At 60.8% G+C, this 25,995-nt stretch carries 31 protein-coding genes; 8 read left to right on the forward strand and 23 right to left on the reverse strand.

The features are described 5' to 3' along the window. The 6 genes from ACIQ3A_RS07860 to ACIQ3A_RS07885 form a co-directional block, all read right to left on the reverse strand. Window positions 1-561 (reverse strand): biotin/lipoyl-containing protein (locus ACIQ3A_RS07860; RefSeq protein WP_396431191.1); only part of this gene is annotated, 561 nt, incomplete at its 3' end. 53 nt (window positions 562-614) lie between these two features. Continuing rightward, window positions 615-1,979, reverse strand: coding sequence for an FAD-dependent oxidoreductase (locus ACIQ3A_RS07865; RefSeq protein ID WP_396431192.1), 1,365 nt, complete (start codon window positions 1,977-1,979; stop codon window positions 615-617). A 3-nt stretch (window positions 1,980-1,982) separates the two neighbouring features. Continuing rightward, window positions 1,983-3,899, reverse strand: a complete 1,917-nt coding sequence (locus tag ACIQ3A_RS07870; RefSeq protein WP_396431193.1) for a chorismate-binding protein — start codon at window positions 3,897-3,899, stop codon at window positions 1,983-1,985. Between the two features lie 8 nt (window positions 3,900-3,907). Then, the gene (locus ACIQ3A_RS07875) at window positions 3,908-4,906 is read right to left on the reverse strand and encodes a Bug family tripartite tricarboxylate transporter substrate binding protein (RefSeq protein ID WP_396431218.1); all 999 of its coding nucleotides are present in this window, start codon (window positions 4,904-4,906) and stop codon (window positions 3,908-3,910) included. 8 nt (window positions 4,907-4,914) lie between these two features. Further along, window positions 4,915-5,286 (reverse strand): chorismate mutase, encoded by a 372-nt coding sequence (locus tag ACIQ3A_RS07880; RefSeq protein ID WP_396431194.1) that lies wholly within the window; start codon window positions 5,284-5,286, stop codon window positions 4,915-4,917. A gap of 84 nt (window positions 5,287-5,370) precedes the next feature. Continuing rightward, window positions 5,371-6,054 carry a YggS family pyridoxal phosphate-dependent enzyme gene (locus ACIQ3A_RS07885; protein ID WP_396431195.1) on the reverse strand — a complete coding sequence of 228 codons (684 nt, stop codon included), beginning with the start codon at window positions 6,052-6,054 and terminating at the stop codon, window positions 5,371-5,373. Window positions 6,055-6,173: 119 nt separating this feature from the next. Between ACIQ3A_RS07885 and ACIQ3A_RS07890 the strand changes: the two genes are divergently transcribed. After that, window positions 6,174-7,079, forward strand: a complete 906-nt coding sequence (locus ACIQ3A_RS07890; RefSeq protein ID WP_396431196.1) for an NAD(P)-dependent oxidoreductase — start codon at window positions 6,174-6,176, stop codon at window positions 7,077-7,079. Window positions 7,080-7,159: 80 nt separating this feature from the next. Here ACIQ3A_RS07890 and ACIQ3A_RS07895 read toward each other — a convergent pair whose 3' ends face one another. The 3 genes from ACIQ3A_RS07895 to ACIQ3A_RS07905 form a co-directional block, all read right to left on the reverse strand. After that, window positions 7,160-7,786, reverse strand: coding sequence for a BON domain-containing protein (locus ACIQ3A_RS07895; RefSeq protein WP_396431197.1), 627 nt, complete (start codon window positions 7,784-7,786; stop codon window positions 7,160-7,162). Beyond that, window positions 7,787-8,371 carry an SIS domain-containing protein gene (locus ACIQ3A_RS07900; RefSeq protein WP_396431198.1) on the reverse strand — a complete coding sequence of 195 codons (585 nt, stop codon included), beginning with the start codon at window positions 8,369-8,371 and terminating at the stop codon, window positions 7,787-7,789. A gap of 97 nt (window positions 8,372-8,468) precedes the next feature. Continuing rightward, window positions 8,469-8,855, reverse strand: coding sequence for a YraN family protein (locus tag ACIQ3A_RS07905; protein ID WP_396431199.1), 387 nt, complete (start codon window positions 8,853-8,855; stop codon window positions 8,469-8,471). 14 nt (window positions 8,856-8,869) lie between these two features. Between ACIQ3A_RS07905 and rsmI the strand changes: the two genes are divergently transcribed. Further along, complete coding sequence (gene rsmI / locus ACIQ3A_RS07910; protein WP_396431219.1) at window positions 8,870-9,769, forward strand: 16S rRNA (cytidine(1402)-2'-O)-methyltransferase; 900 nt, start codon at window positions 8,870-8,872, stop codon at window positions 9,767-9,769. 5 nt (window positions 9,770-9,774) lie between these two features. On the opposite strand, the gene ACIQ3A_RS07915 is transcribed toward rsmI, so the two are convergent. The 13 genes from ACIQ3A_RS07915 to hpaR form a co-directional block, all read right to left on the reverse strand. After that, window positions 9,775-10,683: a DMT family transporter gene (locus ACIQ3A_RS07915; RefSeq protein ID WP_396431200.1), complete on the reverse strand. Its 909-nt coding sequence runs from the start codon at window positions 10,681-10,683 to the stop codon at window positions 9,775-9,777. Between the two features lie 4 nt (window positions 10,684-10,687). Next, entirely contained in the window at window positions 10,688-11,671 is a 984-nt protein-coding gene (locus ACIQ3A_RS07920; protein WP_396431201.1) for a 2-dehydropantoate 2-reductase, read from the reverse strand. Next, window positions 11,668-12,456, reverse strand: a complete 789-nt coding sequence (locus ACIQ3A_RS07925) for a class II aldolase/adducin family protein (protein ID WP_396431202.1) — start codon at window positions 12,454-12,456, stop codon at window positions 11,668-11,670. The genes ACIQ3A_RS07920 and ACIQ3A_RS07925 overlap by 4 nt, the downstream gene beginning before the upstream one ends. Window positions 12,457-12,508: 52 nt before the next feature. Beyond that, window positions 12,509-13,324 (reverse strand): aldolase/citrate lyase family protein, encoded by an 816-nt coding sequence (locus ACIQ3A_RS07930; RefSeq protein WP_396431203.1) that lies wholly within the window; start codon window positions 13,322-13,324, stop codon window positions 12,509-12,511. Between the two features lie 166 nt (window positions 13,325-13,490). Then, entirely contained in the window at window positions 13,491-14,312 is an 822-nt protein-coding gene (gene hpaH, locus ACIQ3A_RS07935; protein ID WP_396431204.1) for a 2-oxo-hept-4-ene-1,7-dioate hydratase, read from the reverse strand. 3 nt (window positions 14,313-14,315) lie between these two features. Next, window positions 14,316-14,771, reverse strand: coding sequence for a 5-carboxymethyl-2-hydroxymuconate isomerase (locus tag ACIQ3A_RS07940; RefSeq protein ID WP_396431205.1), 456 nt, complete (start codon window positions 14,769-14,771; stop codon window positions 14,316-14,318). Between the two features lie 2 nt (window positions 14,772-14,773). Beyond that, window positions 14,774-15,700, reverse strand: a complete 927-nt coding sequence (gene hpaD / locus ACIQ3A_RS07945) for a 3,4-dihydroxyphenylacetate 2,3-dioxygenase (RefSeq protein ID WP_396431206.1) — start codon at window positions 15,698-15,700, stop codon at window positions 14,774-14,776. A gap of 27 nt (window positions 15,701-15,727) precedes the next feature. Further along, window positions 15,728-16,123 carry a type II toxin-antitoxin system VapC family toxin gene (locus ACIQ3A_RS07950; protein WP_396431207.1) on the reverse strand — a complete coding sequence of 132 codons (396 nt, stop codon included), beginning with the start codon at window positions 16,121-16,123 and terminating at the stop codon, window positions 15,728-15,730. Continuing rightward, window positions 16,120-16,395 (reverse strand): hypothetical protein, encoded by a 276-nt coding sequence (locus tag ACIQ3A_RS07955; protein ID WP_396431208.1) that lies wholly within the window; start codon window positions 16,393-16,395, stop codon window positions 16,120-16,122. Before ACIQ3A_RS07955 ends, ACIQ3A_RS07950 begins: the two co-directional genes overlap by 4 nt. Window positions 16,396-16,464: 69 nt before the next feature. Further along, the gene (gene hpaE / locus ACIQ3A_RS07960) at window positions 16,465-17,934 is read right to left on the reverse strand and encodes a 5-carboxymethyl-2-hydroxymuconate semialdehyde dehydrogenase (RefSeq protein ID WP_396431209.1); all 1,470 of its coding nucleotides are present in this window, start codon (window positions 17,932-17,934) and stop codon (window positions 16,465-16,467) included. After that, complete coding sequence (locus ACIQ3A_RS07965) at window positions 17,931-18,701, reverse strand: fumarylacetoacetate hydrolase family protein (protein ID WP_396431210.1); 771 nt, start codon at window positions 18,699-18,701, stop codon at window positions 17,931-17,933. Before ACIQ3A_RS07965 ends, hpaE begins: the two co-directional genes overlap by 4 nt. Beyond that, window positions 18,698-19,354, reverse strand: coding sequence for a fumarylacetoacetate hydrolase family protein (locus ACIQ3A_RS07970; protein ID WP_396431211.1), 657 nt, complete (start codon window positions 19,352-19,354; stop codon window positions 18,698-18,700). The genes ACIQ3A_RS07965 and ACIQ3A_RS07970 overlap by 4 nt, the downstream gene beginning before the upstream one ends. A 3-nt stretch (window positions 19,355-19,357) precedes the next feature. Next, the gene (gene hpaR / locus ACIQ3A_RS07975; protein ID WP_396431212.1) at window positions 19,358-19,849 is read right to left on the reverse strand and encodes a homoprotocatechuate degradation operon regulator HpaR; all 492 of its coding nucleotides are present in this window, start codon (window positions 19,847-19,849) and stop codon (window positions 19,358-19,360) included. Window positions 19,850-19,966: 117 nt separating this feature from the next. Here hpaR and ACIQ3A_RS07980 point away from each other — a divergent pair, with 117 nt between their 5' ends. The 6 genes from ACIQ3A_RS07980 (at window position 19,967) to ACIQ3A_RS08005 (ending at window position 25,222) form a co-directional block, all read left to right on the forward strand. Next, on the forward strand, window positions 19,967-20,998 hold the full coding sequence (locus tag ACIQ3A_RS07980; protein ID WP_396431213.1) for a hypothetical protein: 1,032 nt from the start codon (window positions 19,967-19,969) through the stop codon (window positions 20,996-20,998). A gap of 10 nt (window positions 20,999-21,008) precedes the next feature. After that, entirely contained in the window at window positions 21,009-22,058 is a 1,050-nt protein-coding gene (locus tag ACIQ3A_RS07985; RefSeq protein ID WP_396431214.1) for an NAD(P)H-dependent flavin oxidoreductase, read from the forward strand. A gap of 28 nt (window positions 22,059-22,086) precedes the next feature. Continuing rightward, complete coding sequence (gene radA / locus ACIQ3A_RS07990) at window positions 22,087-23,472, forward strand: DNA repair protein RadA (protein ID WP_396431215.1); 1,386 nt, start codon at window positions 22,087-22,089, stop codon at window positions 23,470-23,472. A gap of 64 nt (window positions 23,473-23,536) precedes the next feature. Continuing rightward, window positions 23,537-23,968 (forward strand): glycerate kinase, encoded by a 432-nt coding sequence (locus tag ACIQ3A_RS07995; RefSeq protein WP_396431216.1) that lies wholly within the window; start codon window positions 23,537-23,539, stop codon window positions 23,966-23,968. 88 nt (window positions 23,969-24,056) lie between these two features. Beyond that, complete coding sequence (locus tag ACIQ3A_RS08000; RefSeq protein WP_108406476.1) at window positions 24,057-25,007, forward strand: branched-chain amino acid transaminase; 951 nt, start codon at window positions 24,057-24,059, stop codon at window positions 25,005-25,007. An 11-nt stretch (window positions 25,008-25,018) separates the two neighbouring features. Further along, the gene (locus tag ACIQ3A_RS08005) at window positions 25,019-25,222 is read left to right on the forward strand and encodes a zinc-finger domain-containing protein (RefSeq protein ID WP_108406475.1); all 204 of its coding nucleotides are present in this window, start codon (window positions 25,019-25,021) and stop codon (window positions 25,220-25,222) included. Window positions 25,223-25,329: 107 nt separating this feature from the next. On the opposite strand, the gene ACIQ3A_RS08010 is transcribed toward ACIQ3A_RS08005, so the two are convergent. Next, the coding region (locus ACIQ3A_RS08010) for a sugar transferase (RefSeq protein ID WP_396431217.1) at window positions 25,330-25,995 on the reverse strand (666 nt) is incomplete at its 5' end.

Below are 25,995 nucleotides of genomic sequence, written 5' to 3' on the forward strand. Positions count from 1 at the left end.
ATAGGCCATGACCACCACTCGCTGGCCATTCACGCAAGCCATGCCCGTGACCATGCCGTCGGCCGGGGTGTTGCGCATCAGGTCGTCGGCCGTGCGGCGGCGGCTTTGCGCTGCCACAGCCAAGGCACCGTATTCCACAAATGAATGGGGATCGCACAAATCGGTGATGTTTTCGCGGGCGGTGCGCAGGCCCGAGGTGTGGCGTTTGGCCACTGCCTCAGGGCGCAGCGCGTCTTGTGTGAAAGCCAGGCGCGCTTGCAGCTTGGCCAAGTCTGCGCGCTCAGCGGGCAGGCTGTGCTGGGTTGGGCTGATGGGCGGCATCTCTGCCAAAGCCATTGGCTCAGTCAGCTGCTTCAACGTGGCCAGCACTTCGCCCTCGCCCACTGCCTCACCGGCCTGAAAGTAAAGCTCACCCAGTCGGCCAGCATGGGTGGCACGGATCTCGTGCTCCATCTTCATGGCTTCCAAAATCACCAGCACATCGCCCGCAGCCACGGCATCGCCGCTGGCCACCAGCCACTGCACCAACTGCGCTTGAAGAGGAGATCGAATGTCTTGCATCGGGGCATTGTGCGGCGCAGCCCAGGCTCGCCCGGGTCAAGTCCGGGACAAGATCAGGCCAGAATGGCCCCATCCCTGATCAAGCAAGCCTGCAATTGCCGGACATTGATTTGCTCAAATGCTTGCCCCTGACGGATCAGCGCCGCTGCCGTGCCTGCAGCCTGGCCCATGACAAAGCAGGCCCCGCTGACGCGGGCGGCAGACTGGCCCTCATGGGTCATGGAGGCACACCGACCCGCCACGAGCAAGTTGTCGACCTTGAGTGGCACCAGCATGCGCCAAGGCAAATCGTTGTAGGCCCGACCCACGCCAAGCTCAAGATTGTGTGGAAAGCCCCACTCAATGCGCCCTTCAGCATGAACTTCCATGGGCCAGGTGTTGAGGCCAATGCTGTCTTCAAAAACCACCGACTCAAGGATGTCCTGGCCGCTCAATTGGTAATGGCCGACGATGCGCCGACTCTCGCGAATGCCCACCTGGGGTGCAATTTCAACGATGTGGGCATTTTCAAAACCAGGAATTTCATTTTTTAGGAACTGGAAAAAATCGGCCACCTGCCGTCGCCCTTCGAGCTCACCCGCACTCAGCTGACCGGCGTCTGTCGCATCCATGGCTGTGCCCTCGGCGTTGCGGATTTGGGTCACATTTGCACGCCATTCGCGCGGGTCTTTTTGCGGTCGCAAAATGGCACCCTCGCGAGGAAACTGGTAACGCCCAGGTTGTTGCTGCTGAACCCTTGCCATCCACTCGTTGATGGCTTGAAACGGCCCAATGGCTCGCAATGCCGGCTCGGGATCGACACCCCCAACCCGGAACATGAGGCTGGGGAACAAGCCGCTGCCGTGTCCGTCTCCCAGCTCGTAAGGCACGCCCGCAAATTTCGCCACATCGGCATCGCCCGAGCAATCGATGAAGTGCCTGGCTTGCACAGCGCAGCGGCCCGATTTGGTTTCCAGCACCAGGGCCGAAATCTGCTGACCCTTCATGATCACACTGCTTGCATGGGCATGAAACAGCATCTTCACGCCCGCCGCCTGCAAGCACTGATCCGCCGCACACTTGTAAGCCGAGACATCGTAGGAGCGCACACGAATGCGGCCATTCATGCCGTCTTGCGGGGTATTCAGGCCACCCAGCGCATCCAGTCGCGCCAGCAAATCATCCACCACACCGTGAACCAACTGCACCATTTCGCCAGACTTGCGGCCATACAGACCTGCAAAATTGGTCACGCCCCCTGCGGTCCCCATGCCTCCCAAAAAACCATAACGCTCCACCAGCAACACGTTCGCACCATGCCGGGCTGCACTGACACTGGCCGCCAAACCCGCCGGGCCGCCACCGACCACCACCACGTCGTAGTCTCCGTAGACGGGCAGGGCGCGGGCAGGCTCCATCAGCGAGGCAGGTGTCTTCATGTCTTATCCTGAAGCGGCATGGCACAGGGCCAAGGTCAAGACACGGCGGGCGGCTTCGTCGCTCATCAGCGAATCGGGTCGGCAGCCAATGCAGACCAGCCGCCTGTGCGGCTGCACCCACACCACAGGGCGGCCATTTGCATCTTCAGCCCAGACTTGCCAGCCTGCCAGCGGGGCGTCGTCTGCCATTTCAAAGCGGGCATAACGAACCGATTGAAAGGATGCCGGCCAAGACCCAGGGGCAGCGGGCAAACTGCGGCACTGAATTTGACGCCCGTTTTCCGGCAAGGTTTCACGCACCGGAAAACCTTCGTGGCGCAGCATGCGGTAGGCGGCATTGCCCACCATGACCGCGCCGCGCTCGGGCAGCTCAGACTTGTCGGGCATTCCAATCCACAAAGCGCAGTTCGCCGACGCGTCCAAAGTGACCCCCAAGCCCAGCAAACAGGCCTTCATCGAAGCCCCAAAGGGGTCTTGCGCATCGACCAGCCGAACCGAGGGCAAGCCCACATCATCCGGCTTTTGGTCGGCACCTTGAGCCACTGCATGGACCAAGCCAAAAGCTCGCCACAAGGACTGGGTTTTTAGCCGAGACTCTTGTTCCTCACGCTCAGGCGATGAATCGGCCAACAAATCACCCCCCGCACGAACCTCTGCCACACCGTTGCGTACAGCGGCAGCCCGCAAAATCGTGGCCGCCAGGGCATCACCGTCGCTGCTGACCTGAACCATGAGTCCGCCATACCAGCGACGCGGGCTGACCTCCAGTGCGCCAATGGCCTGCAGCGCTTTGGCCCGCGGAGTGCCTGTCACCATCACGGGCGCAGCAGTGGCCGCCATCAAATCCCAAGCATCACTGCCCGGCAGCAGCTGGGCCTGAAGATGGTCCACCGCGTGAATCACCGTGGCCAAAGTCATGGGTCTTCGGCGATCCACCAATTTCATCGTGCCGGGCTCACACCACGGTGCAAGGTCGTTGCGCAGGGCATCTGTGCACACGGCCAAAGCGGCCGCGTCGACCGACTCGTTGAGCAGATCTTTCACGGCCTGCGCCTCGTCCAGCGGGCCGCTGCCTCTGGCCACCGTGCCACACACCGGAAAGGTCTGAACCCGACGGCCCTGCACCACCAGTTGCAAGTCAGGGGACGCCCCGAACAGGCGCTCTCCTTGACCCCCATTGAAGAAGAAACAGGCGGGCGCGGGATTGACGCTGCGCAAACGCTCAAAGGCGTCCACCGCACGCAACTCGACACGTCGGCGATAGCTTTGACTCAGGGTCAAGGAGACCAGGCCCTCGTCACGCAGCGCCTGCAAGGCACCACGCACCATGTCCGCGTACCCACCGGGCGAGTGGTCATCGCAGGGCTCGGCCGCGGGCTCTGTCGATCGGGTGTGTGGCGGCAGGTCAGGGCAGACCCCCGCAAGTTCCAATCCGTTTGCAGGCAACAGCTGCGCCGTCGTCCACAGGCCCGATGCATCCCTGCGCAAACAACTCTCCACCAGGAACAAGGTACCCAGATAGCGCCCATCGCCCTCTGGCTTGGCCAATCGGTGCGCGTCAAAATTCAACGCCCCCACCAGCATCACATCGGGGGAAGGTGCGAAGCAGCGCAAAAACTCGCGCAGCGCTTGCAAAGCGGTCAGACTGGCGCCCCTTGGCGCTCGGGCTTGCCACGCGGCCAGTTCTGGGGATTGCAGCAAGGCAAGGCCCAAGCGGGTGTGGGCCTGCACCTGCACACCGTCGGCAAACACCTCCAGTGCCAACGCTGTGCGAGTGGTCAGCAAGGCCTGCAGCGGGTGCAAACCTGCAACACCCGCCTCCACCCCAAGGTAAGCACCCTGATGGTCTTCCAGTGAGGCCAATGCCTCACGAACGGCCTGCTCGCAAGCCTGTGTTCGCTCCACCGTCAGACTGATCATGCGAGACGTCAGTCGATGGTCAGCCCAGTGCGCTGGATGATGGGCTTCATGGTGCGCAATTCTTGCTGCATGAATTTTTGCAAATCCTCAATGGACCCGCCGATGGGCTCCATGAACTGGGTGTTCAGCTTGCTCTTGACATCGGCCATGGCCAGCACGGCGTTGATCTCCTGGTTCATGCGAACCACGATGTCCTGGGGGGTGCTGGCCGGCGCCATCAAGGCCATCCAGGCTGTGCTTTCAATTTCAGGCAATCCCGCCTCTTTCATGGTCGGAATGTCGGGTGTCAGCTGACTGCGTTTGGCGGTTGAGACCGCCAAAGCGAGCATCTTGCCGGCCTTGACCTGGGGCATCACCGCCACGGCTGGCACGCAGGCGAATTGCACGTCGCCTTGCAAAATGGCCGCAATGGCCAAGGGCGAGGAGGCATAGGGAATGTGCACCGCAAAAGTGTCTGTCTTGACCTTGAGCAATTCAACGCCCAGCTGGGACAGGCTGCCCACACCAGTTGATGCGAAATTGAATTTGCCCGGATTTTTCTTCATGGCATCAATCAGGCCCGCCAGCGACGTGATGCCCGAATCAGCGCGCACAGCGCACACATTGGCCTGGCCACCCGCCAGGATCACCGGACGCAGTTCGGTGAAGGGGTCATACGACAATTTTTTGTAAATGACGGTGTTGTACACCAGCGGTCCGTTGGTGCTGATCAGAAACGCATAGCCGTCTCCCGGGGACTTGGCCACAAAACCGGACCCGGTGTTGCCGCCAGCGCCCGCCCTGTTTTCAATGATGACGGGTTGGCCAAGTCGGGGCGACAGCTTTTCAGCCACGATGCGCGCAATCACGTCCGGCGAGGAACCCGGCCCATAAGGCACCACGATTTTGATCGGCTTGTTGGGCCATGCGGACTGGGCAGCGGCCACCCCACCCAGACAGACGAGAACGCCCGCCAGAACCAGTCGGGTCAGCCCCGGGGAAACAAATTTTTTCATCAGAGGGGTCACTTTCAAGTTCAAATCTCCGTAGTGCTGTCAAACAATTTATTTTCGGCGGCAATAAAGCCCGCCACCAATGTCCGGTAGCTGGCCTCGACGACATCGGCAAATTCAGGAAAACTTTCGGCGTGAGGCACGCACAAATCACGAACCCGCTGGAAAACCTCGGCTTGCCGGGCCGGGGCGGCCACCTGGAAAGCATCGCGCTTGAAACGCGTGGCGTCCTTCACGCACAAGGCCCTCTGGGCCAGCAAAGCCACAATCTGCGCATCCAGCGCATCAATTTTATGGCGCAGATCGCCCAGCGTGCTGGCCACTTCGCGGTAATCCGGGTTTTTGAAACGACGCACTGGCCCCGTATTCACGGCCGGCTCTTGAGAAGGGTTCATGGGGGTCATCAGTCTGAGCAAAAGTTGTTGGACATCGTATCGCCTTCTAAAGGATTAAGGGGATACCCGCACCAGCCGCGGCGCTCAGCGTTTGCCAAAAATAGCGGTGCCCACCCGCACCAAGGTGCTGCCTTCGGCAATGGCGGCGTCCAGGTCAGCGCTCATGCCCATCGACAAGGTGTCCAGCGGCAAACCTTGCTGGCGCAAGGCATCAAAAAGCGCTTTGGCCTGCGCGTGCACCGCGTGCATCTGCTCAGGCGTTTCGGCAGGCTCGGGGAGGGTCATGAGGCCACGCAACTGCAAACGGGGCAAGGCCGCCACAGCCAGCGCCAGCGCGGGCAAGTCTTGCGGTGCCACGCCCGACTTGGTGGCGCCGCCATCCACATTGACCTGAATGCACACCTGCAGCGGGGGCAGGTTTTCGGGGCGTTGCTCGCTCAGGCGTTGCGCAATTTTCAGGCGGTCGATGCTGTGCACCCAATCAAAGTGCTCGGCTACCAGGCGTGTCTTGTTGCTCTGAATCGGGCCGATGCAATGCCACTCCAAGGCCAAATCGTGCAGGGTGATGATTTTGTCGACCGCTTCCTGGATGTAGTTTTCACCAAAGGCGGTTTGCCCAGCGGCATGGGCCTGACGAACGGCATCCGGCCCCCAGGTTTTGGAAACAGCCAACAAACGCACACTGCTTCGGGCACGGCCCGCGGCAAGGCAAGCGGCCGCTATTTGAGCCTGGACATGTGACAAATTTTCTGCAATCAAAGCATTCATGGCCTGAGCGTACCAAAACCCCTGAAGTCACCAAGCGGTCAGCCCAAAACACCCCGGACAAAGCCGTCCGGCAGGCGGGCTGCTAAATTAACGCCTTCGCACAACCCACCGAGACACCCATGAGCCAAATTGCCACCAAAACCTACGAAACCACGCCTGCCCGAAAAGTCGCCTTTTTGGGCTTGGGCGTGATGGGTTACCCGATGGCGGGGCACTTGGCCCGCGCCGGTCACCCTGTCACGGTCTACAACCGCAGCGCTGCCAAGGCCGCCAGCTGGCTGGCTGAATGTCCCGGCAACGCCAGTGCCCCAAGCCCCCGTGAGGCTGCCGCGGGCGCCGACATGGTGTTTGCCTGCGTCGGCAATGACGCTGATTTGCGCAGCGTGGTCCTCGGGCCCGATGGCGCATTTGCCGGCATGAAGCCCGGCGCGATCTTTGTGGACCACACCACTGCGTCGGCAGAAGTGGCCCGTGAGCTGCACGCTCAAGCCCAAAAATTAGGCTTGCACTTCATCGATGCGCCGGTATCGGGTGGCCAGGCTGGGGCGCAAAACGGCATGCTCACCGTGATGTGCGGCGGCGATGCGGCGGCCTTCGACCCGGTCAAACCCATCGCCTTGGCCTTTTCACGCGCCTTCACCCTGCTGGGCGCTTCGGGTGCGGGCCAATTGGCCAAAATGGTCAACCAGATCTGCATTGCCGGGCTGGTGCAAGGCTTGTCCGAGGCGATTGCATTTGGCCAGCAAGCGGGCCTGGACATGCACCAAGTGCTGGAGGTGATCGGCAAGGGTGCCGCCCAAAGCTGGCAGCTGGACAACCGGGGCAAGACCATGGTCGATGACCAATTCGAGTTTGGTTTCGCAGTGGACTGGATGCGCAAAGACCTGGGCCTGGTGCTGGACGAGGCCAAACGCAACGGTGCAAGTTTGCCGGTCACGGCATTGGTCGACCAGTTTTATGGCGATGTGCAAAAAATGGGCGGTGGCCGCTGGGACACATCGTGTCTGATCCGCCGCCTGCGCTGAGCAGACGGGCTTGGGTTTAAGTCTGTTAAACAAAAAAAGAGCGCCCCGTGGGGCGCTCTTTTTCGTGGGGCAGGCCCCCTTTATTTGGACAGTGGTGGCTGGCTCAGGCGCTTCAGCTCATCTTCTGAAATTTCGTCAAACACCCGTACCACCTTGGTCACGCCACCGATGCCGCGCACGATGTCACTGGCACGTTTGGCTTCACGCGCTGTCACGCGCCCCATCAAGTACACCACGCCGCGTTCGGTCACCACCTTGATCGCGTTCACCTGCAGGTCTTTGGCATCGATGAATGCGGCCTTGACCTGGCTGGTGGTCACGGTGTCTTTGGAGCGCTGCATCATGCTGCTGGGAAGCGCCACCGCCAGATCGTTCACGACCGACTGGACGTTTTCCTGGCTTTGCGCCAGCTTCTCTGCACGGTCCTTATCGGCCTGGGTACGGACCTCGCCACTGAGCAATACCTTGCGGTTGAAGCTGGTCACATTCAGGTGAACACGGTCACCCAAATCCTGACGCACAGCGCTGGCCACTTTGAGCTCGATGCCCTCGTCTTCGACCTGCGCACCGGCAGTGCGTCGGTCAGTGGCCACAATGCCCGTCATGACGGCCCCGCCCACGATCAAGGGGGCGCAAGCGGGCAGGCTGGTCAAAGCGACGGCCAAAACAGCGCCGGACAAGACCAAAGATTGAAGATTGCGTTTCATTTAAAAAGGCTCCTGTTCACCCAAAAGCTGGGTGTCAATTCCATCACATAGACAGTGCAGCACCAAATGCTGCACTTCACGAATTCTTGCGGCCCGCTCGTGCGGCACACACACATGCACATCGGTTTCGCGCAATTGATTGGCCAAACCACCCCCATGGTGCCCGGTCAAGGCCAGTACGCTCATTTCCCGGTCATGGGCGGCTTGCACCGCCAAGGCCAAAGCAGGCTCTGCGCCGTCCGCACTGATGAGGACCAGCACATCTCCAGTTTGCCCCAACGCCAGAACCTGACGGGCCAGGGTTTGGTCATCGGCCCATCGCGTGGCCATCAGGGCATCTGAGGACAAAGCCAGCGCCGCCAGGCCGGGGCGCTCCCGCTCAAAACCGCCCACCAGCAGATTGGCCAGGTATTGGGCCAGTGCCGCCGAAGGGCCCATGCCGCCAGCGAGCACCTTGCCACCCCCTGTGACACAAGCCAACACCGCTTGAACAGCCGCATCCACAGGCTTGGCCAAAGTCTCGGCCACCTGGTAGTGCAAATCTGCACTGTCGATGAAGTGTTGTTGGATTCGAAGGTCTAGCATGCGCAGGCGATGATAACCCCGACAACAACGCTGCCCCCCGCAAATACGCTTTTTTACCCGGGCATTCAGGCGTGCTCAGGCCTGCTGGTTGCTTGCTTCATTCGCCATCAAACGCACCTTGCAACCACTCGGGCCCGGCAGCTTCGATGGTCACCACATCAAAGCGCATCGGCGGCAAGCGACGCCAGCGCAACAGGTAGTGCTGCGCGGCAAAGATGATGCGCCTTTGCTTTTGATACCCGATGCTGGCTGCGGCCCCGCCATGGTCACTGCGGCTGCGTTTTCGCACTTCCACAAACACCACCGTGCCATCCGCAGCTTGCATGATCAGGTCAATTTCACCACCCCCCCGGCCCGGCGTCCGATAATTGCGTTGCAGTAAGCGCAAGCCGCGCGCTTGCAAATAAGCCATCGCTTCGTCTTCGCCCGCATCACCCCGGGCTTTGGTGGTCTGGCCCACCGTGTCTTTTTTGAGGAATTGCATTGACTCCGTCTCCCTTGTCTGCCTCGTTTGCCAAAGCCCTGGAGGCGGCGCACGATGCTGCCGGATCACAAAACCACCCGGCCAGCACACTGTATGTCGTGGCGACCCCCATTGGCAACCTTGCCGACATCAGCCTGCGTGCACTGCATGTGCTGGCACGGGTGGATGCCGTAGCCTGCGAAGACACCCGCCACACCCAGCAACTGTTGCGGGCCTATGGCCTGGACCGACCCGGTTCACAACTGTTGGCCCTACACCAGCACAACGAAGCAGAAGCGGCCCAGGCCGTGGTCAACCGACTGACCCAAGGCGAGCGTGTGGCCTATGTGAGCGATGCCGGCACACCCGCCATCAGCGACCCTGGCGCACGGCTGGTGGCGGCCGTGCGGCAAGCGGGTTTCCGCGTGCTGCCTTTGCCGGGCGCCAGCAGCGTGACCACCGCACTCAGTGCAGCGGGCATGACGGGCGACAAGGGCTTTGTATTTACCGGCTTTTTGCCCAGCAAATCGGGTGAGCGCCAGTTGGCTGTTCAGGCCCTGGCGCAAGACTGTCGTGCGGTCGTGCTGCTCGAAGCGCCACACCGCATCGAGGCACTGGCGCAAGCACTGGCCTCGCTGGGCGAGCGCCGCGTCACGGTGGGGCGCGAACTGACCAAACAGTTTGAACAGATCGATACCCTGGCTGCACAAGACCTGCCCGCTTGGCTGGCTGAAAAGCCCGACCGACAGCGCGGTGAGTTTGTGTTGGTGGTGCACGATGCCCCCGTGGCCGAGTCGTCGGGTGAGGGTCTGCGTGTGTTGCAACTGCTGCTGCCCGAGTTGCCCCTGAAAACGGCCGTCAAGCTGGCCGCTGAGATCACCGGGGAGTCGAAAAATGTGCTTTATGACGTGGCCTTAAGCCTGAAAAAAACCTGAGCAGCTCAGCGTTTACGCAGGCCCAGCCACAAGACCGTGCCGACCACCACCAACGCACCCAACAACTGCATTCCGGCAATCGACTGCCCCAGCAGCGCCCAGGCCAGTACCAAGGCGAACACCGGTTCGACGTTCATGATGGCCGAGTTGCCTACCACCCCCAGCTTGGGCAGCACCGTGAACATGATGGTGAAGGCCGTGCCATACAAAAAAGTCAGCATGCCCAGGCCCCACCAACCCACAGTAGCAGTGGGCCAATGGAAACCCCCTTGGGTGAACGCCACAACAGCCGCCAACACGCCCACCGTGGCCATGGTGGTGAAAGTGCGCAAGCGGCCATCGACCCCGACCGTCTCATGCTGGGTCAGCACCAGCGCCAGGCCAAACGTGATTGAAGCGGCCAATGCAAAGCCCACGCCCACACCAATTTGGCCCCAATGCTGCGCGGCACCCAAACCAGAGGCAGCCCCCAATACATCGAGCGCCATGGCCAGCCCCACCATCATGAGAGGCATGGCCCAAAGCACAGCGCGCTCGGGTCGGTGACCGTACAGCACCCTGGCCCACAAGGCGGTGGTCAAGGGATAGGTATTGAAGGCCAGCAAGGCCAGGGCCACTGGCAAACGCGCCACCGCCGAATACAAACACACACTTTGCACGGCAATCAGCAAACCCACCCATGCCAAAAACTTCCGGTGCTTTGGCTCGACCTGGAAGCTCACCTTTTGCTGCCACAAAATCAAGGTCACCACGCTGGCCGTGATGAGGCTGCGCACCGTCACAGCGGTCACCACATCCAGGCCGTGGTTGAAAGCGGTGCGTGCCGCCACGTGGTTGGCCCCCATCATGAAAGCGATCAACAACAAGGTGGCAAAGGCCGCTCCTGTCAGGCCCGGTTTGGTGGCAATGTTCATGCTTTTATTGTGCGGGGTACAGACCCAGGCCTCTGGCATGCAGGCGACTGAGGCCCAGCAGGGCATCGGTGAACGGGGTGGCCACACCGGTCAAATGGCCCAACTCGCGCACGGCCGAAACCAGGGCATCCAGTTCGACCGGTTTGCGCGCTTGCACGTCTTGCAACATCGATGTGCGAAACGCACCCAGCTTGCGCGTGACCGCGTGGCGGTCTTCGGGGGTTTGTGCGATTGGAATGCCCAAGTGCTCGCCAATTTCTTTGGCTTCAAGCATGACACTGGAGACAAATTGACGCACCAGCGGGTCGTCCAGAATCACGTCGGTGGTGGCCCCTGTGAACGCGCTGATCGGGTTGATGGTCATGTTGCCCCACAGCTTGTACCAGACATCCTTTTGAATTTGGGCCGATGCTGTGGCGTTGAAGCCCGCCCGGACCAGCAAAGCCACCAGGGCCTGCAGGCGTGGTGTGTCGGCGCCGCCGGGTTCACCCACGATCAAGCCGTTGCCAAAATGGTGCCGGATCACGCCAGGCGCATCGACCGAGCAGCTGGCATGCACCACGCCACCGATCACCTGCGATGGGGAAATGTGCTGTGCAATCACACCGGACGGGTCCACCGATTGCAAGCTGGTGCCGGACAACGCGCCGCCAAAGCCTTGCAAAAACCACCACGGCACGCCATTCATGGCGGTCAGCACCACGGTGTCAGGGCCCATCAAAGGCCCGATCTGGCGTGCCACATCGGCCATGGCCGGCGCTTTGACCGCCACGATCACCAGGTCTTGCACGCCCAGCTCGGCGGGGCTTGCACAGGCGCGGACGGCGGCCCGAATTTCCTGATCGCCTTGCCTCAAGCTCAACCCGTTTTGCTGCAAAGCCAGTAATGTGGCACCCCGGGCCACGGCACTCAAATCGCAGCCTTGCTGCGCCAGATGCACCCCGATCCAGCCACCAATGGCGCCCGCGCCATAAATGCAAACCTTCATGCGCGCCACCCTGTGTCTTGCCGATCCACTTGCCTGACCAACGATTGAAAAACATCCTCACCCGCACCATGGTTGGGGTTGAACTGCAGCGCATCGCGGGTGCACTTTTCGGCAATGGCTTCAGAGACCGGGATGGCTTGGCCCATGCTCAAAGTCGCCATCTGAATTTCGCAGGCGCGCTGCAAAGTCCACAGCACTGCAAAGGTCTGGGCCAGTGTGTGCCCCCAGGCCAGCAAGCCATGGTTGCGCAAAATCACGGCCTGCTTGTCCCCGATGCTGTGCAACAGCCGCGGTGCTTCGTCGGCATGGATGGTGATGCCCTCAAAGTCATGGTAAGCCACCATATTGTGCAACTGGGCGGTGTAGAAATTGATTTGCTGCAAACCGCCTTGCAGGCAGGCCACCGCCACACCGGCAGTGGTATGTGTGTGCATCACGCAGTGCGCGCCAGCCAGGCCTTCGTGCACGGCCGCGTGCACCGTGAACCCCGCCGGGTTGACCGGGTAGGGCGAGCCATCAAGCACCTGGCCCTGCACATCGATCTTGACCAAGTTGCTGGCTGTGACTTCGCTGTAATGCAGCCCAAAAGGGTTGATCAAAAAGTGCTTGGCCCCACCCGTCACACTATCGGGCAGGCGCAGCGTGATGTGGTTGTAAATCATCTCTGTCCATCCGAGCAGGGCAAACACCCGGTAACAAGCGGCTAACTGCAGGCGCGCCTGCCACTCATTGGGATGCACACGCGCTTGCAGCGAAGGCACCAAGGCCCGGGGTGTGGGGAACATGCTTGTCTCCTTGTGTTGATTCGGGGTCATTGAATTGGGGTCTGACGACCGATCAATAGGTCGTCCCTTTGGACGGGGTCAGGGTGGTCACGGAGGTCTTGAAATGCGCCGCCAGATCGGTGGTGTGACGCACCAGGAGCTGGGTGTCCAGGCCCACCGCCACAAAGACTGCGCCCAAGGACAAATAATGTTCAGCCAGTGGTCGGTCTGGCGTCAAAATGCCAGGCGCCTTGCCAGCCCGAAGGATGCGGGCAATGGCGTCTTCGATGGCCGCTTGCACCTCTGGGTGCGCGGCGTTGCCCACATGCCCCATCGAGGCCGACAGGTCGGCAGGGCCAATGAACACACCATCCACTCCCGGGGTGGCAACAATGGCATCCAGGTTTTTCAGGGCTTCACGCGATTCAACCTGAACCAGCAAACACACTTCTTCGTTGGCGCGTTGGGCGTAATCGGGGTAGTGGCCCCAGCGCGAGGCCCGCGCCCCAGCCATGCCGCGCACGCCACCCCGGCCATCGTCTTGCGGGTAGCGCATGGCCTGCACCAACTGGGCGGCCTGCTCGGCCGTGTCGACCATCGGCACCAAAATATTCTGCGCACCCAGGTCCAAGTACTGCTTGATCAGGGCAGTCTCACCCAAGGGCACTCGGGTCACCGCATGGCTGGCGGGGTAAGCCGCCAGCGTCTGCAACTGCGCCTGAATGCTGCGCAGGTCGTTGGGGGCGTGCTCGCCATCGATGACAAGCCAGTCGAAGCCGGCCAGTGCACAAATTTCGGCGCTGTAGGCACTGGCCAGCCCCATCCATAAGCCGATCTGGGGGCGTTTGTTTTTCAGGGCTTGCTTGAATTCATTCACGGGTGTCTGCATGGTGGATGCTCCTCTTTAAATCGATGAAGGCTGGTGGTCTGTCGGTGCCAGGGTGGCGGTTTGAGCGATGTGGCAAAACGAAGCGCCTCTGAGCCCGGGCCGCCACCCTGGCGCCGACAGCTTCCCGCAATCGCAAGACGAAGCCAGTCGCAACGAAACCAAGGGCTCAAACAAACCGAAACTCCAGCTTGCCCAGTGGCCCGTAGTCGACATCGAACACATCCCCCACTTTAGCGGGTGCAGGTTTGGTGAACGAGCCTGCCAACACGATCTCGCCCACTTGCAAGTGTTCGCCCCAGGGTGCGAGTTTGTTCGCTAGCCAAGCGATGCCGACTGCCGGGTGCCCTTGCACGCCAGCCGCCAGCCCAGTTTCTTCGACCACCCCGTTTTGCCGCAAGATGGCACCGCACCAGGGCAGGTCGGTGGTCTGCGGATCGACACGATGGGCACCCAGCACGATGCCCGCATTGGCGGCGTTGTCGCTGATGGTGTCATACACCTTGCGCATCAGCTTGGTGTGGCGGTCGAACTGTTCAATGCGCGCATCGATGATCTCGACCGCGGGGGTCACGTAGTCGGTGGCCTCCAGAACTTGTTGCACAGTGACATGGGGGCCGCGCAATGCCTTCTTAAGAACAAAGGCCAGCTCGACCTCGACACGCGGCGCGATGAAGTCGGTGAAAGGAATGTCGAGCACCTGCCCAGGCGTGCAGTCGTAACGCATGTCATCGAGCAGCGTGCCGTAATCGGGCTCATCGATCTGGCTGGAGACTTGCATGGCGCGGCTGGTCAGACCAATCTTGTGGCCGATCAAGCGACGCCCCTCGGTCAATTTGAGCTGCACCCAGGCGCGGTTGATGCGGTAACCGTCTTCGATCGTCATGCCCGCAAAACGTCCTGAAAAATGCGTGATCTGCACGCGTGATTTTTCGGACTGGTTGAGCTCGTGCGCGAGCTGCTGGATCTGGTCTTCGGTGAACACGGACATAACTCAGGCCTTGTTGAACAGGGGATGGATGTTGCTGTACTTGGCGTCAAACACTTCTGGCCCCACATCGATTTGCAGCGTGACGCCGATGTGCCGCCGGGCCATGGCGGGGGCAAAAAAAGCCTTGGCGATCTCGGTCAGTGTTTCGCCAGCACGGTGCTGCGTGGCTTCGCTGCGGCCTCGGCCCATGCGCACGTTCAGGTACACAAAGGCGTAATCGCCCGAACCGCCGTTGGGGTTTTCATTGAACTGTCCAGCCGCCAGTCCTGCGGCACCGCCATCGGCCACGGCGTAATGCGCCGCAGGATAGGCCAGCACACGGACACCGCCCGTGGGAAAGACCGGCTTGCCGTCCTCGTCATTGATGCCGCACATGGCATCGGCCAGTTGGCGACACAAGGTGCTCATGTTCAACTCGGCGTCCAGCTGAGGGGTGTAAAGAATCACAAGATGCGGCATGGTCAAAGCCTCGTACTGACGGGGGTGTAGGCTTGCGCGCTGCTGGCCTGCGCCGCCGGAATGTGTTGGCCGCTTTGTGGCGTCACCTCAAAGATCGCATTGAGCTGGCCCGTGCCCGATGCACCGAAGTACGGCGTGACGATATCCACACCGCCGTCATAGCCAGTCCAGCCCAAAGCGCCCAACAACATGGCGGTGTCGTGCATGAAGCCCTCGCCGTGGCCCTTGCTGGCGTACTCGGGCAGCATCTCGCAAAAGGCTGTCCACTCGCGGTTGTCCCACATGCGCAGCACCTGCTCGTCCAGCTTTTCCAGAAAAGGGCTCCAGATCTTGTGGGCAAATTCGGGGGCCAGGCCGTTTTGGGCAAAGCGGTGGCTGAGTGAGCCACTGGCCAAAAAAGCCACCTTGCCGTCGTAATGCTGCTCCACCGCGCGGCGCATGGCCCAACCCAGTCGGGCGCTGTCGTTGAGGTAATGCGAGGTGCACAGCGCCGACACCGACACCACCTTGAAGTGCTGGTCTTCGTTCATGTAGCGCAGGGGCACCAGCGTGCCGTACTCGGGCTGCAAGGTGGTGGCATCGTGCGCCAGAGTTTCCACGCCATGGTCGTTGCACACCTGGGCCAGCAAATGGCCCAGGACCGGATTGCCCGGCGACTCGAACGGCATGTTGCTGATGAAGTGCGGCAACTCGTTGCTGGTGTAGACGCCCTTGAAATGCGGTCCGCAATTGATGTGGTAACCCGCATTGACCAGCCAGTGCGTGTCAAACACCACCAGCGTGTCCACGCCCATGGCGCGGCAACGGTTGCTGATTTCCAGGTGGCCGTCGATCGCGCTTTGGCGGGTGCCAAAACGTGGTCCCGGAATCTCACTCAAGTACATGCTCGGTACGTGGGTGATCTTGGCGGCGAGTGCGAGTTGTCCCATGGCGGTGTCCTGTGGCTGTGAGTCGGGTCAGGGGCAGATCAAATCGATGTCTGGAAAGTAGCTTCGGTAACGGCCTGCGTCGCGGGTCAGCAGTTGGCAATTTTCGACCACGGCATGGGCCCCGATGAAGAAATCGGGCAACACGCCTGTTTTGATGCCCCCGCGTTGGCGGTATGACCTGAAGGCATTGGCAGCCAGTTGGGCGGCCGGCCGCGTCAAGTCCAGGACTTGTACGCCCAGCTTTTGCAAAAATTCATCGATGTGCGGCCCTGCCGTGTTGTGGGTATGCAACTCAGCATAGACCACGAAATTAGTCATGATTTGCTGATTTTTGGCTTTGCTCAATTCCCGCAACGACCAGTCCAGCCAGATCGGGTCCAGATGGATGACGTCCACAAAGACATTGGTGTCCACCAGGATCATGGCTGGTTCCAATCGTCGCCACGCGTCATGCGCATGAGTTCATCGGTGCTCATACCGTCCCGAGCAATGCCAATGAACTGCCGGATCGGGTCGTCGGGTGCCAGAAACGACAAGTCCGGCTCGGGGGGAGCGTTTTTGGCCGAAGGCTTTTTGGCAGCCACCAGGTATTCGGCCAACGCCTCTTGCACAACATGCGATTTGCTCAGTTTGCGCGAGGCGCAGTACTGGGTCAATTCGCGTTCAACGGTTTCGGGCAGACGGACAGACAACATGGCACACTCCTTGTCACACAGATAGAAAATTAATGTATGACATAAAGTATGACACGCGCCAGAGTTTTGTCATACACCCCAATGCGGTATGTGGTGGCTGCCCATCGACACCGCCACGTTTTTAGGTTCGCAAAATACTTCGTAGCTCCAGGTGCCGCCTTCGCGCCCCGTACCGCTGGCCTTGGTGCCCCCAAAAGGCTGGCGCAGGTCGCGCACATTCTGGCTGTTGACGAAGCACATGCCCGCCTCGACTGCGGCGGCCACGCGGTGCGCGCGACCGATGTTTTCGGTCCACACGTAGCTGCTCAAGCCATACTGGATGTCGTTCGCCAATTCAATCGCGTGCGCTTCGTCTTTGAACGGAATCAGGCAGGCCACAGGTCCAAAAATTTCTTCTTGGGCAATGCGCATGCGGTTGTCGACGTCGGCAAACACCGTGGGCCAGACAAAGTTGCCATGCTTCACATGGGCTGGCAGGGCGGCGGCATAAGAAGGCTGGTCAAGCCCACCACAGAGCATGGTCGCACCCTCCTTGGGTCCCAGCTCGATGTAGCTGCGCACTTTGGCCAAGTGGGCCTGGCTGATCATCGGGCCGACGAGCGTTTGCTCATCGAGCGGGTCGCCCACGGTGATGCGTTTGGCGCGCTCGGCAAACTTGGCAGCAAAGTCGGCATAGATGCTTTGCTGCACCAGAATGCGGCTGCCTGCGGTGCAGCGCTCGCCGTTGTTGCTGAAGATCATGAAGATCGCGGCGTCGAGGGCGCGGTCGAGGTCGGCGTCTTCAAAGACCACAAACGGGCTTTTGCCGCCGAGTTCCATGCTGAATTTCTTCAATCCCGCGCTCTGCACGATGCGGTTGCCCGTGGCCGTAGAACCCGTGAAGCTGATGGCGCGCACATCACGGTGCGACACCAGCGGCTCGCCCGCTTGCTTACCGTAGCCATGCACCAGGTTGAGCACCCCTGCAGGCACGCCCGCCTCCAAGGCCAGCTCGCCCAGACGGGCGGCGCTCATGGGTGAGAGTTCGCTCATCTTGAGCACGGCCGTGTTGCCAAAGGCCAGACACGGCGCAACCTTCCAGGTGGCGGTCATGAAGGGCACATTCCAAGGCGAGATCAGGGCGCACACGCCCACCGGGTGGAACAGCGTGTAGTTCAGGTGCGTGGGCGTGGGGTAGGTGTGGCCGTCCACGCGGGTGCACATTTCGGCAAAGTAATGAAAGTTGTCGGCCGCACGCGGCACCAGCTGCTTGCCCGTCTGGCTGATGGTCTGGCCGCAGTCCCGGGTTTCCGTCTCTGAAATTTCAGGCACGTGTTGGGTGATCAGGTCGCCCAGCTTGCGCATGATCTTGGCGCGCTCGGTGGCGGGTGTGGCGGCCCATTTTGGGAAGGCGGCTTTGGCGGCGGCCACCGCAGCATTCACTTCCCCTTCGCCACCCGAAGCGACTTCGGCCAGCACCTCTTGGGTGGCGGGGTTGATGGTTTCGAAGTAGTCGCTGCCAGCGACGCTTTGGCCGTTGATCAGGTGATTGATTTTCATGGCTGGGCTTTCACAATGGTGTTGATCAGGGCGCCAAGGCCTTCGATCTCGGTGACGATCACATCGCCGGGGTTCACATTGACCACGCCGTCGGGGGTACCGGTCAATATCAAATCGCCGGGGTTAAGCGTCATGAAGCTGCTGAAGTATTCGATCAGCGTGGGCACATCAAAAATCATGTCGGCGGTCGAGCCGCTTTGCGTGATCTGGCCGTTGACGGTGGTCTGCAACTTGAGCGCCATAGGTTTGGGCACATCGGCGGCATCGACCAGCCAGGGGCCAATCGGTGTGCAGGTGTCGCGGTTTTTAACGCGCAAATTGGGTCGGTACCAGTTTTCCAGGTAGTCGCGGATGGCGTAGTCGTTGGCCACGGTGTAGCCGGCCACGTGGTCGTAGGCATCGCTCTTTTTCACGTGTCGGGCCGTGCGTCCGATCACCACGGCCAACTCGCATTCGTAGTGCATGTATTTCACATCGGCGGGGCGCTGGGTGTAGGCCTTGTGGCCGATCAGGGCCGCCTCGCCTTTCATGAAGGCCAGCGGTTCTTCAGGTGCCTTGAAGGCCAGCTCTTTGGCATGGTCGGCGTAGTTCAAACCCAGCGCGATCACGGTGCGCGGCTGCGGCACGGGGGCCAAGGGTGGCAACCACACGACCTCGTCAAACCCCACACGGCGACCTTTGTGCGGACCTTGGGTGATGAGCAACTGGCCCTCGGACTCGATGGCTTGCTGGATGGCGCCCGACCAGGCGATGCGTGCGTGCTTCATGGCGCTGCTCCGACATGAACCGACACAGGGCACAAACCCGGTGCCGTTATTTCAATGCGGTCACCGGCTTTGGCGCGCGGACGTGTGCCGTCTGCCAGACAATCGGTGCCGACCATGAGCACGTCGCCCGGTTGCAAGCTCATGAACTCGGCCACATCGGCCAACAGTTGCGACATGGGCCGCACCAACTCAGACAGCTGCACGGTTTGCACCCGCTCGCCATTGCGGCGGATGTCGATCGTTAAACGCGCCCAAGACTCGACACCAGCGCAGTGTGTGACTTGCTCGGGCAAGGCCAGATACGCATCGCGGCAGCGGAACTTGATCGGTGGGCGGTAGTAGCTTGCGTGCGGCACAGACCAGTCGTTCAACAACACGGCCCCAACAACAAGCCCTTGATCGCCCATCACCAGCCCCAAAGTCGCACCGATTTCGACTTCATTCACACCATCTTGCAACAAGAGGTCATGCCCAACGGGGCTGAAAGTATTGGCCGTCTTGACATACAGCACGGGTGCTTTGGGCGCAGCCTTGTAAGGGTCTTGCGTCATTCGAGGTGACCACAAGTCCCATTCACGGCGAAAGTTGAGCAAGGTGCCATAGACCGTGCCCTGGGGTTGCCAGGCTCGTGTTGGCGTATTCGGGGGTTGCATCGCTTATTCCTCTGAGTTCTCGGATGCCGGTGCTGTGGCACCTGCATCGGGTATTTCCAAGGCAATCACCTTGTCCAGCAAGTCATACAAGGCAGTGAGACTTGCCTTGCCCAAGTGCTGCCCCATCCAAACGTAATGCGCTTCGATGGTTTGCGACAAGGCCTGCACTTTGGCCAACCCGTCTGCCGTGGCACGCACCACGCTGCGGCGGGCGTCTTGCGGGCAGCGCTGGCGTTCGATCAGGCCATCGCGTTCCATGCGGGCCAATACACCCGTCAGGCTGGGACCGAGCAAATAGGCTTCACGGGCCACCCGCCCGGTTTCGATGCCCCCTTGCTCATCGGCATGTTCGCCCAACACCCGCAACACCCGCCACTGCTGGTCTGACAGACCATGCTCACGCAAGGCGGGTCGGGTATGCAACATCACCGCCTCTCGGGCTTCAAGCAAGAGGCGAGGCAAGTTGCGGTGCACAAAAGAAGGCTTGGTGGTCATTTATTTAACATGTTAAATGAATTCACCCAAGTTGACATGCGGGTTTTTACTGAACAACTGTGCTCTGTATCCCCCTGCAAGACTTTTCTCATAAGATGCCTCAACCCCGGAGACCCCATGACCCGCCCGCGACGCCTGACCAATTGGCCTTTGGCCGCATGCCTCGGTCTGATCAGCCTGTGCAGTGCTGCACAGACCCCGTCTGACTGCCATCCTGCGCCAGAAAACGTCGCAGAGCTGGTGCAAATCCGACCCCGTTTTCATACCGTCAAAGGGCCATTGGCACCATTTGACCCGTGCCACAAATCCGTCCAGCTCAAAGTGCCTTCACGCTGGAACGGCAGCCCATTACCGACAAAGCCACCGCTGGTCATCATCGCGCATGGCGGGGGCGGATTGGGCATGCTCGAACGCAACTTGGCTGCAGCGCTGCACAAACACGACATCGCCACACTGGTGTTTGACGCTTACCACCTGAATGGCTTTTACCAAGGCTACCCCTTCTGGGGTTCACAGGCGACCAATGAATCGCGCCAACGCATGATCTACAAAGCCACCCTAGGCGCTTACGAATGGGCCTTGACACAGAGCGACAAGATCGATAACCGTGCCATCTTTCTGCAAGGGGTCTCAAACGGGGCGGCGGTCGTCGCCAACCTCGCCAGCGTGGTGAGTCCGGAACATGTTCGGGCTGTCGTCCCAGAGGGCCTGCCCGGCATGGGCATCGGCCTGCCAGACACTGTGGCTGTGCCCGTGCGGCTCATCTTTGGCAAACTCGACAACTATGGCGGGAAACACCAAGAAGACTGGATGTGGCTGCGCCAGGAAAGTTGCCGGGTCAACCGGCCACCAAGCCGCGAAATACCTTCAGGCAACGCGCAACTTTGCAATGGGCGTGATCACCCGACAGACCTCACTGAAAAACCGATCGACTGGATGCAACGCCTCAAAATGAAAGGTGCAGACATCGACATTTGGTTTTACGACCATGCCGCACACGGCATTTTTCAGGGCCCCATCGACCGAAAAATGCTGACCTATGGCGCCGACCACACCACCTTCTCGTGGACAGGCTCTGATCCTTCGGCCAAAGAAAAAATGGCGGCCGATCTAGTCCGGCTGATCCAGACCCTGCGACCTCAACAATGAAGACCGCACCATGAACGCACTCAGCCGATGGCCGAACACCTTGCCTTGCGTCGTGCAAGCCCCAATGGCCGGGTCGCAAAACCACCGGCTGGCTGCAGCCGTGTGCGAAGCTGGCGGGCTGGGTTCTCTGCCTGCGGCCATGCTCAGCCCGACCGAGCTGCAGCGCGAACTGCAAGCTTTGCAGCAAGCCACCCAAGGTCCCTACAACGTCAACTTTTTTTGCCACACGCCCCCCGCACCCGATGCACAAGCCCTGGCCGCCTGGCGCAAAGCTCTGGCTCCTTATTACAAATCCTTCGGCTTGAGCCCTGAAACCGCCGCAACCAGCGCCACGCGCGTGCCCTTCAACCACGAAACGGCCGATGTGCTGGAAGCCTTTCGCCCCGCAGTGGTCAGTTTCCACTTCGGACTGCCGTCGGCCGACTTGATGGCACGGGTCAAAAGCTGGGGCAGTGTGGTGCTGTCATCGGCCACGACGGTGCCTGAAGCGCTTTGGCTGGAGGCGCATGGCGTCGATGCCATCATTGCCCAGGGCCTGGAAGCCGGGGGCCATCGGGGCATGTTTCTCAGCGATGACTTGGCCACCCAGATGGGCACCTTCTCATTGTTGCCACAGATCGTGCAGGCCACCCATTTGCCCGTCATTGCGGCAGGCGGCATCGCCAGTGCTGCGGGCGTGGTGGCGGCACGGGCACTGGGCGCTACCGCGGTGCAAATCGGTACCGCTTATCTGTGCAGCCACGAGGCCACCACCAGTGCGCTGCACCGGGCTGCATTGCAATCTGATGCATCACAGAGCACCGCCCTGACCCGGCTGTTCACGGGTCGTCCTGCCCGCGGCATCGTCAACCGCGTGATGCGCGAGTTAGGCCCATTGAACCCTGTGGCACCGGCCTTTCCATTGGCCACGGCCGACATGGCGCCGCTGCGCGCCGCTGCCGAGGCCCAAGGCTGCAGCGATTTCTCGCCACTCTGGGCGGGGCAGAACGCGCGTGGTTGCCAAGCACTGTCGGCCACTGAAATCACGCACAACTTTTTACACGCTTGGCGCACCGCTTGAGCCTAGCGCTCAGGCACACTTGCACCCCATGGCCAAAGACAAATCGATTTTCACCTGCACCGAATGCGGCGGCACCAGCGCCCGCTGGATGGGCAAATGCCCCAGCTGCAACGCCTGGAACACCCTGATCGAAGGCTCGACCGAGCCCGCTGCGGTCAAAAACCGCTTTGGTTCGGTGCACGCCTCGCTGGCCCCCACTTCCGAGGTGTTGCCCCTGTCGGCCATCGAGGCAGCCGACTTTGACCGCCACCCAACCGGCATCGACGAACTCGACCGGGTGCTGGGCGGGGGCATGGTCGAAGGCGGTGTGGTGCTGATCGGCGGCGACCCGGGCATCGGCAAATCGACCTTGCTGCTGCAGGCGGTGGATGCGCTGCAGCGCAGCGGCATGAGCACTTTGTATGTGACGGGCGAAGAAAGCGGCGCCCAAGTGGCCATGCGCTCGCGGCGCCTTGGCATGCCCGACTCGCAAGTGCCGGTATTGCCCGAGATCCAACTTGAAAAGATTTTGCACACCCTGCAAGCACGCAAACCCGGCATTGCCATCATCGACTCGATCCAGACGGTCTACTCGGACCAACTCACCTCGGCCCCCGGCTCGGTGGCGCAGGTGCGCGAATGTGCCGCCCACCTGACCCGCGCCGCCAAATCCACCGGCACCACCATCGTGCTGGTTGGCCATGTCACCAAAGAAGGGGCCCTGGCCGGCCCCCGCGTGCTGGAACACATGGTCGACACGGTGCTTTATTTTGAAGGCGACACGCATTCCAACTTCAGGTTGATCCGTGCCATCAAGAACCGCTTTGGCGCCGTCAACGAAATTGGCGTTTTTGCCATGACCGAAAAAGGCCTGAAGGGCGTGAGCAACCCGAGCGCCATCTTTTTGAGTCAGCACAGCGAACCCGTGCCGGGCAGCTGCGTGATGGTGACGCTGGAGGGCACGCGCCCGCTGCTGGTGGAGATTCAGGCCCTGGTGGACAGCGGCGGCCCCAGCCCTCGGCGGCTGTCGGTGGGCCTGGACCGTGACCGTCTGGCCATGCTGTTGGCGGTGCTGCACCGGCATGCGGGCGTGGCCTGCATGGACCAAGACGTTTTTGTGAACGCGGTGGGAGGGGTGCGCATCAGCGAACCGGCGGCCGATCTGGCGGTGATGCTGGCCATCACCAGCAGCCTTCGCGGGAAACCCCTGCCCAAAGGCTTCATCGCTTTTGGCGAGGTGGGCCTGGCTGGAGAGGTGCGCCCCGCGCCAAGGGGCCAAGACCGCCTGAAAGAAGCGGCCAAACTGGGCTACACCGTGGCGGTGGTGCCCAAAGCCAATGCACCCAAAAAGAGCGACAAAGCCTTTGAAGGCCTGACCATCCACCCGGTTGAGCGCATTGAAGAGGCCATGCAGGTGGTGCGCGGCCTGGACTGAACGGCCAACAAGGCACAGCACAAGCCGTTCACCTTGGGCACAACTCAAGGCACAATCTGCCCCCATGAATTTCAACAAACTACTGGCCCCTTTGGCCATCGTCGTCTTCACCATCGGGGCCTGGCAAGCCTTTCAATGGGCCGGCATTGCGCTGGCAGCAGGCGGCGTGGTCATGTGGGTCCTGCTGCACTTCACGCGCATGGTCAGCATCTTGAAAAAAGCCGCCAACCGGCCCATCGGCCATGTGGACAGCGCCGTGATGCTGAATGCCAAGCTGCAAAAAGGCGCCACCTTGATGCACGTGATCGCCATGACACGGTCTTTGGGCGCGCTGCAATCCGACAAAGACACCCAACCCGAGGTTTACCGCTGGACCGACGCCAGCGAATCGCACGTCACGGCCACCTTTGTGGGGGGCAAACTGACCGAATGGACGCTGGTACGCCCCGCACCTGAAAGCCAGGCTGAGGCGACCCCCAACGCAATGCCCAACTAGTCACCCCTGAAGGTCTTTTTCGCCACATGGGGCGCCAGACCTTAAAATTGCTTTTTACCTTTTCAAGCCCCTTTCAAAGGACACTTTCATGAGCGTTGTCATTCCCTCCATGTCAGACCGTGACGGCAAAATCTGGATGGACGGCCAGATGGTCGATTGGCGCGACGCCAAGATTCACGTCCTGAGCCATACCCTGCATTACGGCTGCGGCGCGTTTGAAGGCGTGCGCGCCTACAAAACCGGCCAAGGCACCGCCATCTTCCGCCTGGAAGAGCACACCGAGCGCCTGTTCAACAGCGCCAAGATTCTGCGCATGGCGATTCCGTTCACCAAAGACCAAGTCAAAGAAGCCCAGCGTGCCGTGGTCCGAGAGAACCACCTGGAAAGCGGCTACATCCGCCCCCTGACCTGGATCGGCGACAAAAAGCTGGGCGTGAGCCCGAAGGGCAACACCATCCACTTGATGGTGGCCGCCTGGACCTGGGGCGCCTACCTGGGCGAAGAAGGCATGAAGCGCGGCATCCGCGTCAAGACCAGCAGCTACACAAGGCACCACGTCAACATCACCATGACGCAGGCCAAAGCGGTGAGCAACTACACCAACTCGATCCTGGCCAACATGGAAGTGACCGACGAGGGCTATGACGAAGCCTTGCTGCTGGACACCTCGGGCTTTGTGTCTGAAGGCGCTGGCGAAAACATCTTTGTCGTCAAGGACGGTGTGATCTACACCCCCGACTTGTCGGCAGGCGCCCTGAACGGCATCACCCGCAACACGGTGTTCCACATCGCCAAGGATCTGGGCCTGGAAATCGTGCAAAAGCGCATCACCCGCGACGAGGTGTACATCGCCGACGAAGCCTTCTTCACCGGCACCGCCGCCGAAGTCACCCCGATCCGTGAACTCGACCGCATCGAGCTGGGCAAGGAAGGCTATGTGGGCAGCCGCGGCCCGATCACCGAAAAAATCCAGACCGCGTTCTTTGACATCGTCAACGGCCGCAATCCCAAATACGCCCATTGGCTGACTTTGGTTTGAGGACCGTGAACATGAGCACCCCTGTTGAATTGCTGGCCACCGACCTGAACCCCCAAGGCGGTGTGTTTTGCCCCAGCCCCAAAGCCGACATGAAGCTATGGAACAGCCACCCCAAGGTTTATTTGGACATCACCAAAACCGGTGAAGCCCGGTGCCCTTATTGCGGCACGGTTTACAAACTGAAAGCCGGCGAGGTGGTGGGGCACCACCACTGAGGGCAGCCCTTCTAGCGTTGTCTATGACCCCGCCCGAATGGGTGCACGGTGTGGCGCACGAAAGTGGTTCGGCGTGGCCTGGAACCGGAGTTTGGGTTCCTGGGGTTTCAATACGCGCCGTCCCGCTTCAGAACCACCCGTATGGTCTTGAAAAGGATGGCGATGTCGTACCAGAGCGACCAGTTCTTGACGTACCAAGTGTCTAAATAAACGCGTGTTTCGTAGTTCACATCGTTGCGGCCACTGACTTGCCACAGCCCTGTCATACCGGGGCGCACCATCAAAAAATAATCTACGTCATCGCCATACAAGTGCAGCTCTTTACGCATCACTGGGCGTGGGCCGACCAAGCTCATCTCGCCCTTGATCACGTTGAAGAGCTGCGGAAGTTCGTCTAGGCTGGTGGCGCGCAAAAAGCGGCCAATGGGGCTGACACGGGGATCATCCTTGAGTTTGAACTCCTTTTCCCACTCGTTGCGCAGCACAGGGTCTGAGGCCAACAACGCACGCAGTTGATTTTCAGCGTCTACGCCCATGGACCGAAATTTGTAGCAGGCAAACAGCTTGCCACTTTGACCAACACGCTGATGCGCAAAAATGGCCGGCCCCCCATCTTGCCGAATCCGCCAAGCCAGATACAACAGCAAAGGCCACCCGATGGCCAACAAAGTCAACGCTGCCGTCAAATCAAAAACCCGTTTGAGCAAGCGGGCTGGCCAATAGCGCAGGTTGTTGCGCAGCTTGAGCATGGCCACTTCGTGCGAGAAGAAGTA

Origin of the sequence: Limnohabitans sp., from assembly GCF_044361985.1 — a bacterium.
Lineage (GTDB): Bacteria > Pseudomonadota > Gammaproteobacteria > Burkholderiales > Burkholderiaceae_C > Limnohabitans_A.

What these genes read in the sequence shown, in the direction of transcription:
- ACIQ3A_RS07925 (WP_396431202.1), bottom strand. Translation starts at nt 12,456, where the DNA reads ATGTTCCCCACACCCCGGGCCTTGGTGCCTTCGCTGCAAGCGCGTGTG.
- ACIQ3A_RS07995 (WP_396431216.1), top strand. Translation starts at nt 23,537, where the DNA reads ATGAATTTCAACAAACTACTGGCCCCTTTGGCCATCGTCGTCTTCACC.
- ACIQ3A_RS07920 (WP_396431201.1), bottom strand. Translation starts at nt 11,671, where the DNA reads ATGAAGGTTTGCATTTATGGCGCGGGCGCCATTGGTGGCTGGATCGGG.
- ACIQ3A_RS07905 (WP_396431199.1), bottom strand. Translation starts at nt 8,855, where the DNA reads ATGCAATTCCTCAAAAAAGACACGGTGGGCCAGACCACCAAAGCCCGG.
- ACIQ3A_RS07980 (WP_396431213.1), top strand. Translation starts at nt 19,967, where the DNA reads ATGACCCGCCCGCGACGCCTGACCAATTGGCCTTTGGCCGCATGCCTC.
- ACIQ3A_RS07965 (WP_396431210.1), bottom strand. Translation starts at nt 18,701, where the DNA reads ATGAAGCACGCACGCATCGCCTGGTCGGGCGCCATCCAGCAAGCCATC.
- ACIQ3A_RS07885 (WP_396431195.1), bottom strand. Translation starts at nt 6,054, where the DNA reads ATGAATGCTTTGATTGCAGAAAATTTGTCACATGTCCAGGCTCAAATA.
- hpaE (WP_396431209.1), bottom strand. Translation starts at nt 17,934, where the DNA reads ATGAAAATCAATCACCTGATCAACGGCCAAAGCGTCGCTGGCAGCGAC.
- ACIQ3A_RS07970 (WP_396431211.1), bottom strand. Translation starts at nt 19,354, where the DNA reads ATGCAACCCCCGAATACGCCAACACGAGCCTGGCAACCCCAGGGCACG.
- hpaR (WP_396431212.1), bottom strand. Translation starts at nt 19,849, where the DNA reads ATGACCACCAAGCCTTCTTTTGTGCACCGCAACTTGCCTCGCCTCTTG.
- ACIQ3A_RS07865 (WP_396431192.1), bottom strand. Translation starts at nt 1,979, where the DNA reads ATGAAGACACCTGCCTCGCTGATGGAGCCTGCCCGCGCCCTGCCCGTC.
- ACIQ3A_RS07870 (WP_396431193.1), bottom strand. Translation starts at nt 3,899, where the DNA reads ATGATCAGTCTGACGGTGGAGCGAACACAGGCTTGCGAGCAGGCCGTT.
- ACIQ3A_RS07890 (WP_396431196.1), top strand. Translation starts at nt 6,174, where the DNA reads ATGAGCCAAATTGCCACCAAAACCTACGAAACCACGCCTGCCCGAAAA.
- ACIQ3A_RS07895 (WP_396431197.1), bottom strand. Translation starts at nt 7,786, where the DNA reads ATGAAACGCAATCTTCAATCTTTGGTCTTGTCCGGCGCTGTTTTGGCC.
- ACIQ3A_RS07940 (WP_396431205.1), bottom strand. Translation starts at nt 14,771, where the DNA reads ATGCCGCATCTTGTGATTCTTTACACCCCTCAGCTGGACGCCGAGTTG.
- ACIQ3A_RS07955 (WP_396431208.1), bottom strand. Translation starts at nt 16,395, where the DNA reads ATGTTGTCTGTCCGTCTGCCCGAAACCGTTGAACGCGAATTGACCCAG.
- radA (WP_396431215.1), top strand. Translation starts at nt 22,087, where the DNA reads ATGGCCAAAGACAAATCGATTTTCACCTGCACCGAATGCGGCGGCACC.
- ACIQ3A_RS07900 (WP_396431198.1), bottom strand. Translation starts at nt 8,371, where the DNA reads ATGCTAGACCTTCGAATCCAACAACACTTCATCGACAGTGCAGATTTG.
- ACIQ3A_RS07880 (WP_396431194.1), bottom strand. Translation starts at nt 5,286, where the DNA reads ATGAACCCTTCTCAAGAGCCGGCCGTGAATACGGGGCCAGTGCGTCGT.
- ACIQ3A_RS07985 (WP_396431214.1), top strand. Translation starts at nt 21,009, where the DNA reads ATGAACGCACTCAGCCGATGGCCGAACACCTTGCCTTGCGTCGTGCAA.
- hpaD (WP_396431206.1), bottom strand. Translation starts at nt 15,700, where the DNA reads ATGGGACAACTCGCACTCGCCGCCAAGATCACCCACGTACCGAGCATG.
- ACIQ3A_RS07930 (WP_396431203.1), bottom strand. Translation starts at nt 13,324, where the DNA reads ATGCAGACACCCGTGAATGAATTCAAGCAAGCCCTGAAAAACAAACGC.
- ACIQ3A_RS07915 (WP_396431200.1), bottom strand. Translation starts at nt 10,683, where the DNA reads ATGAACATTGCCACCAAACCGGGCCTGACAGGAGCGGCCTTTGCCACC.
- ACIQ3A_RS08000 (WP_108406476.1), top strand. Translation starts at nt 24,057, where the DNA reads ATGAGCGTTGTCATTCCCTCCATGTCAGACCGTGACGGCAAAATCTGG.
- ACIQ3A_RS07950 (WP_396431207.1), bottom strand. Translation starts at nt 16,123, where the DNA reads ATGATCCTGGTGGACACCAATGTCTTTGTGGACGTCATCCATCTGGAC.
- hpaH (WP_396431204.1), bottom strand. Translation starts at nt 14,312, where the DNA reads ATGTCCGTGTTCACCGAAGACCAGATCCAGCAGCTCGCGCACGAGCTC.
- ACIQ3A_RS08005 (WP_108406475.1), top strand. Translation starts at nt 25,019, where the DNA reads ATGAGCACCCCTGTTGAATTGCTGGCCACCGACCTGAACCCCCAAGGC.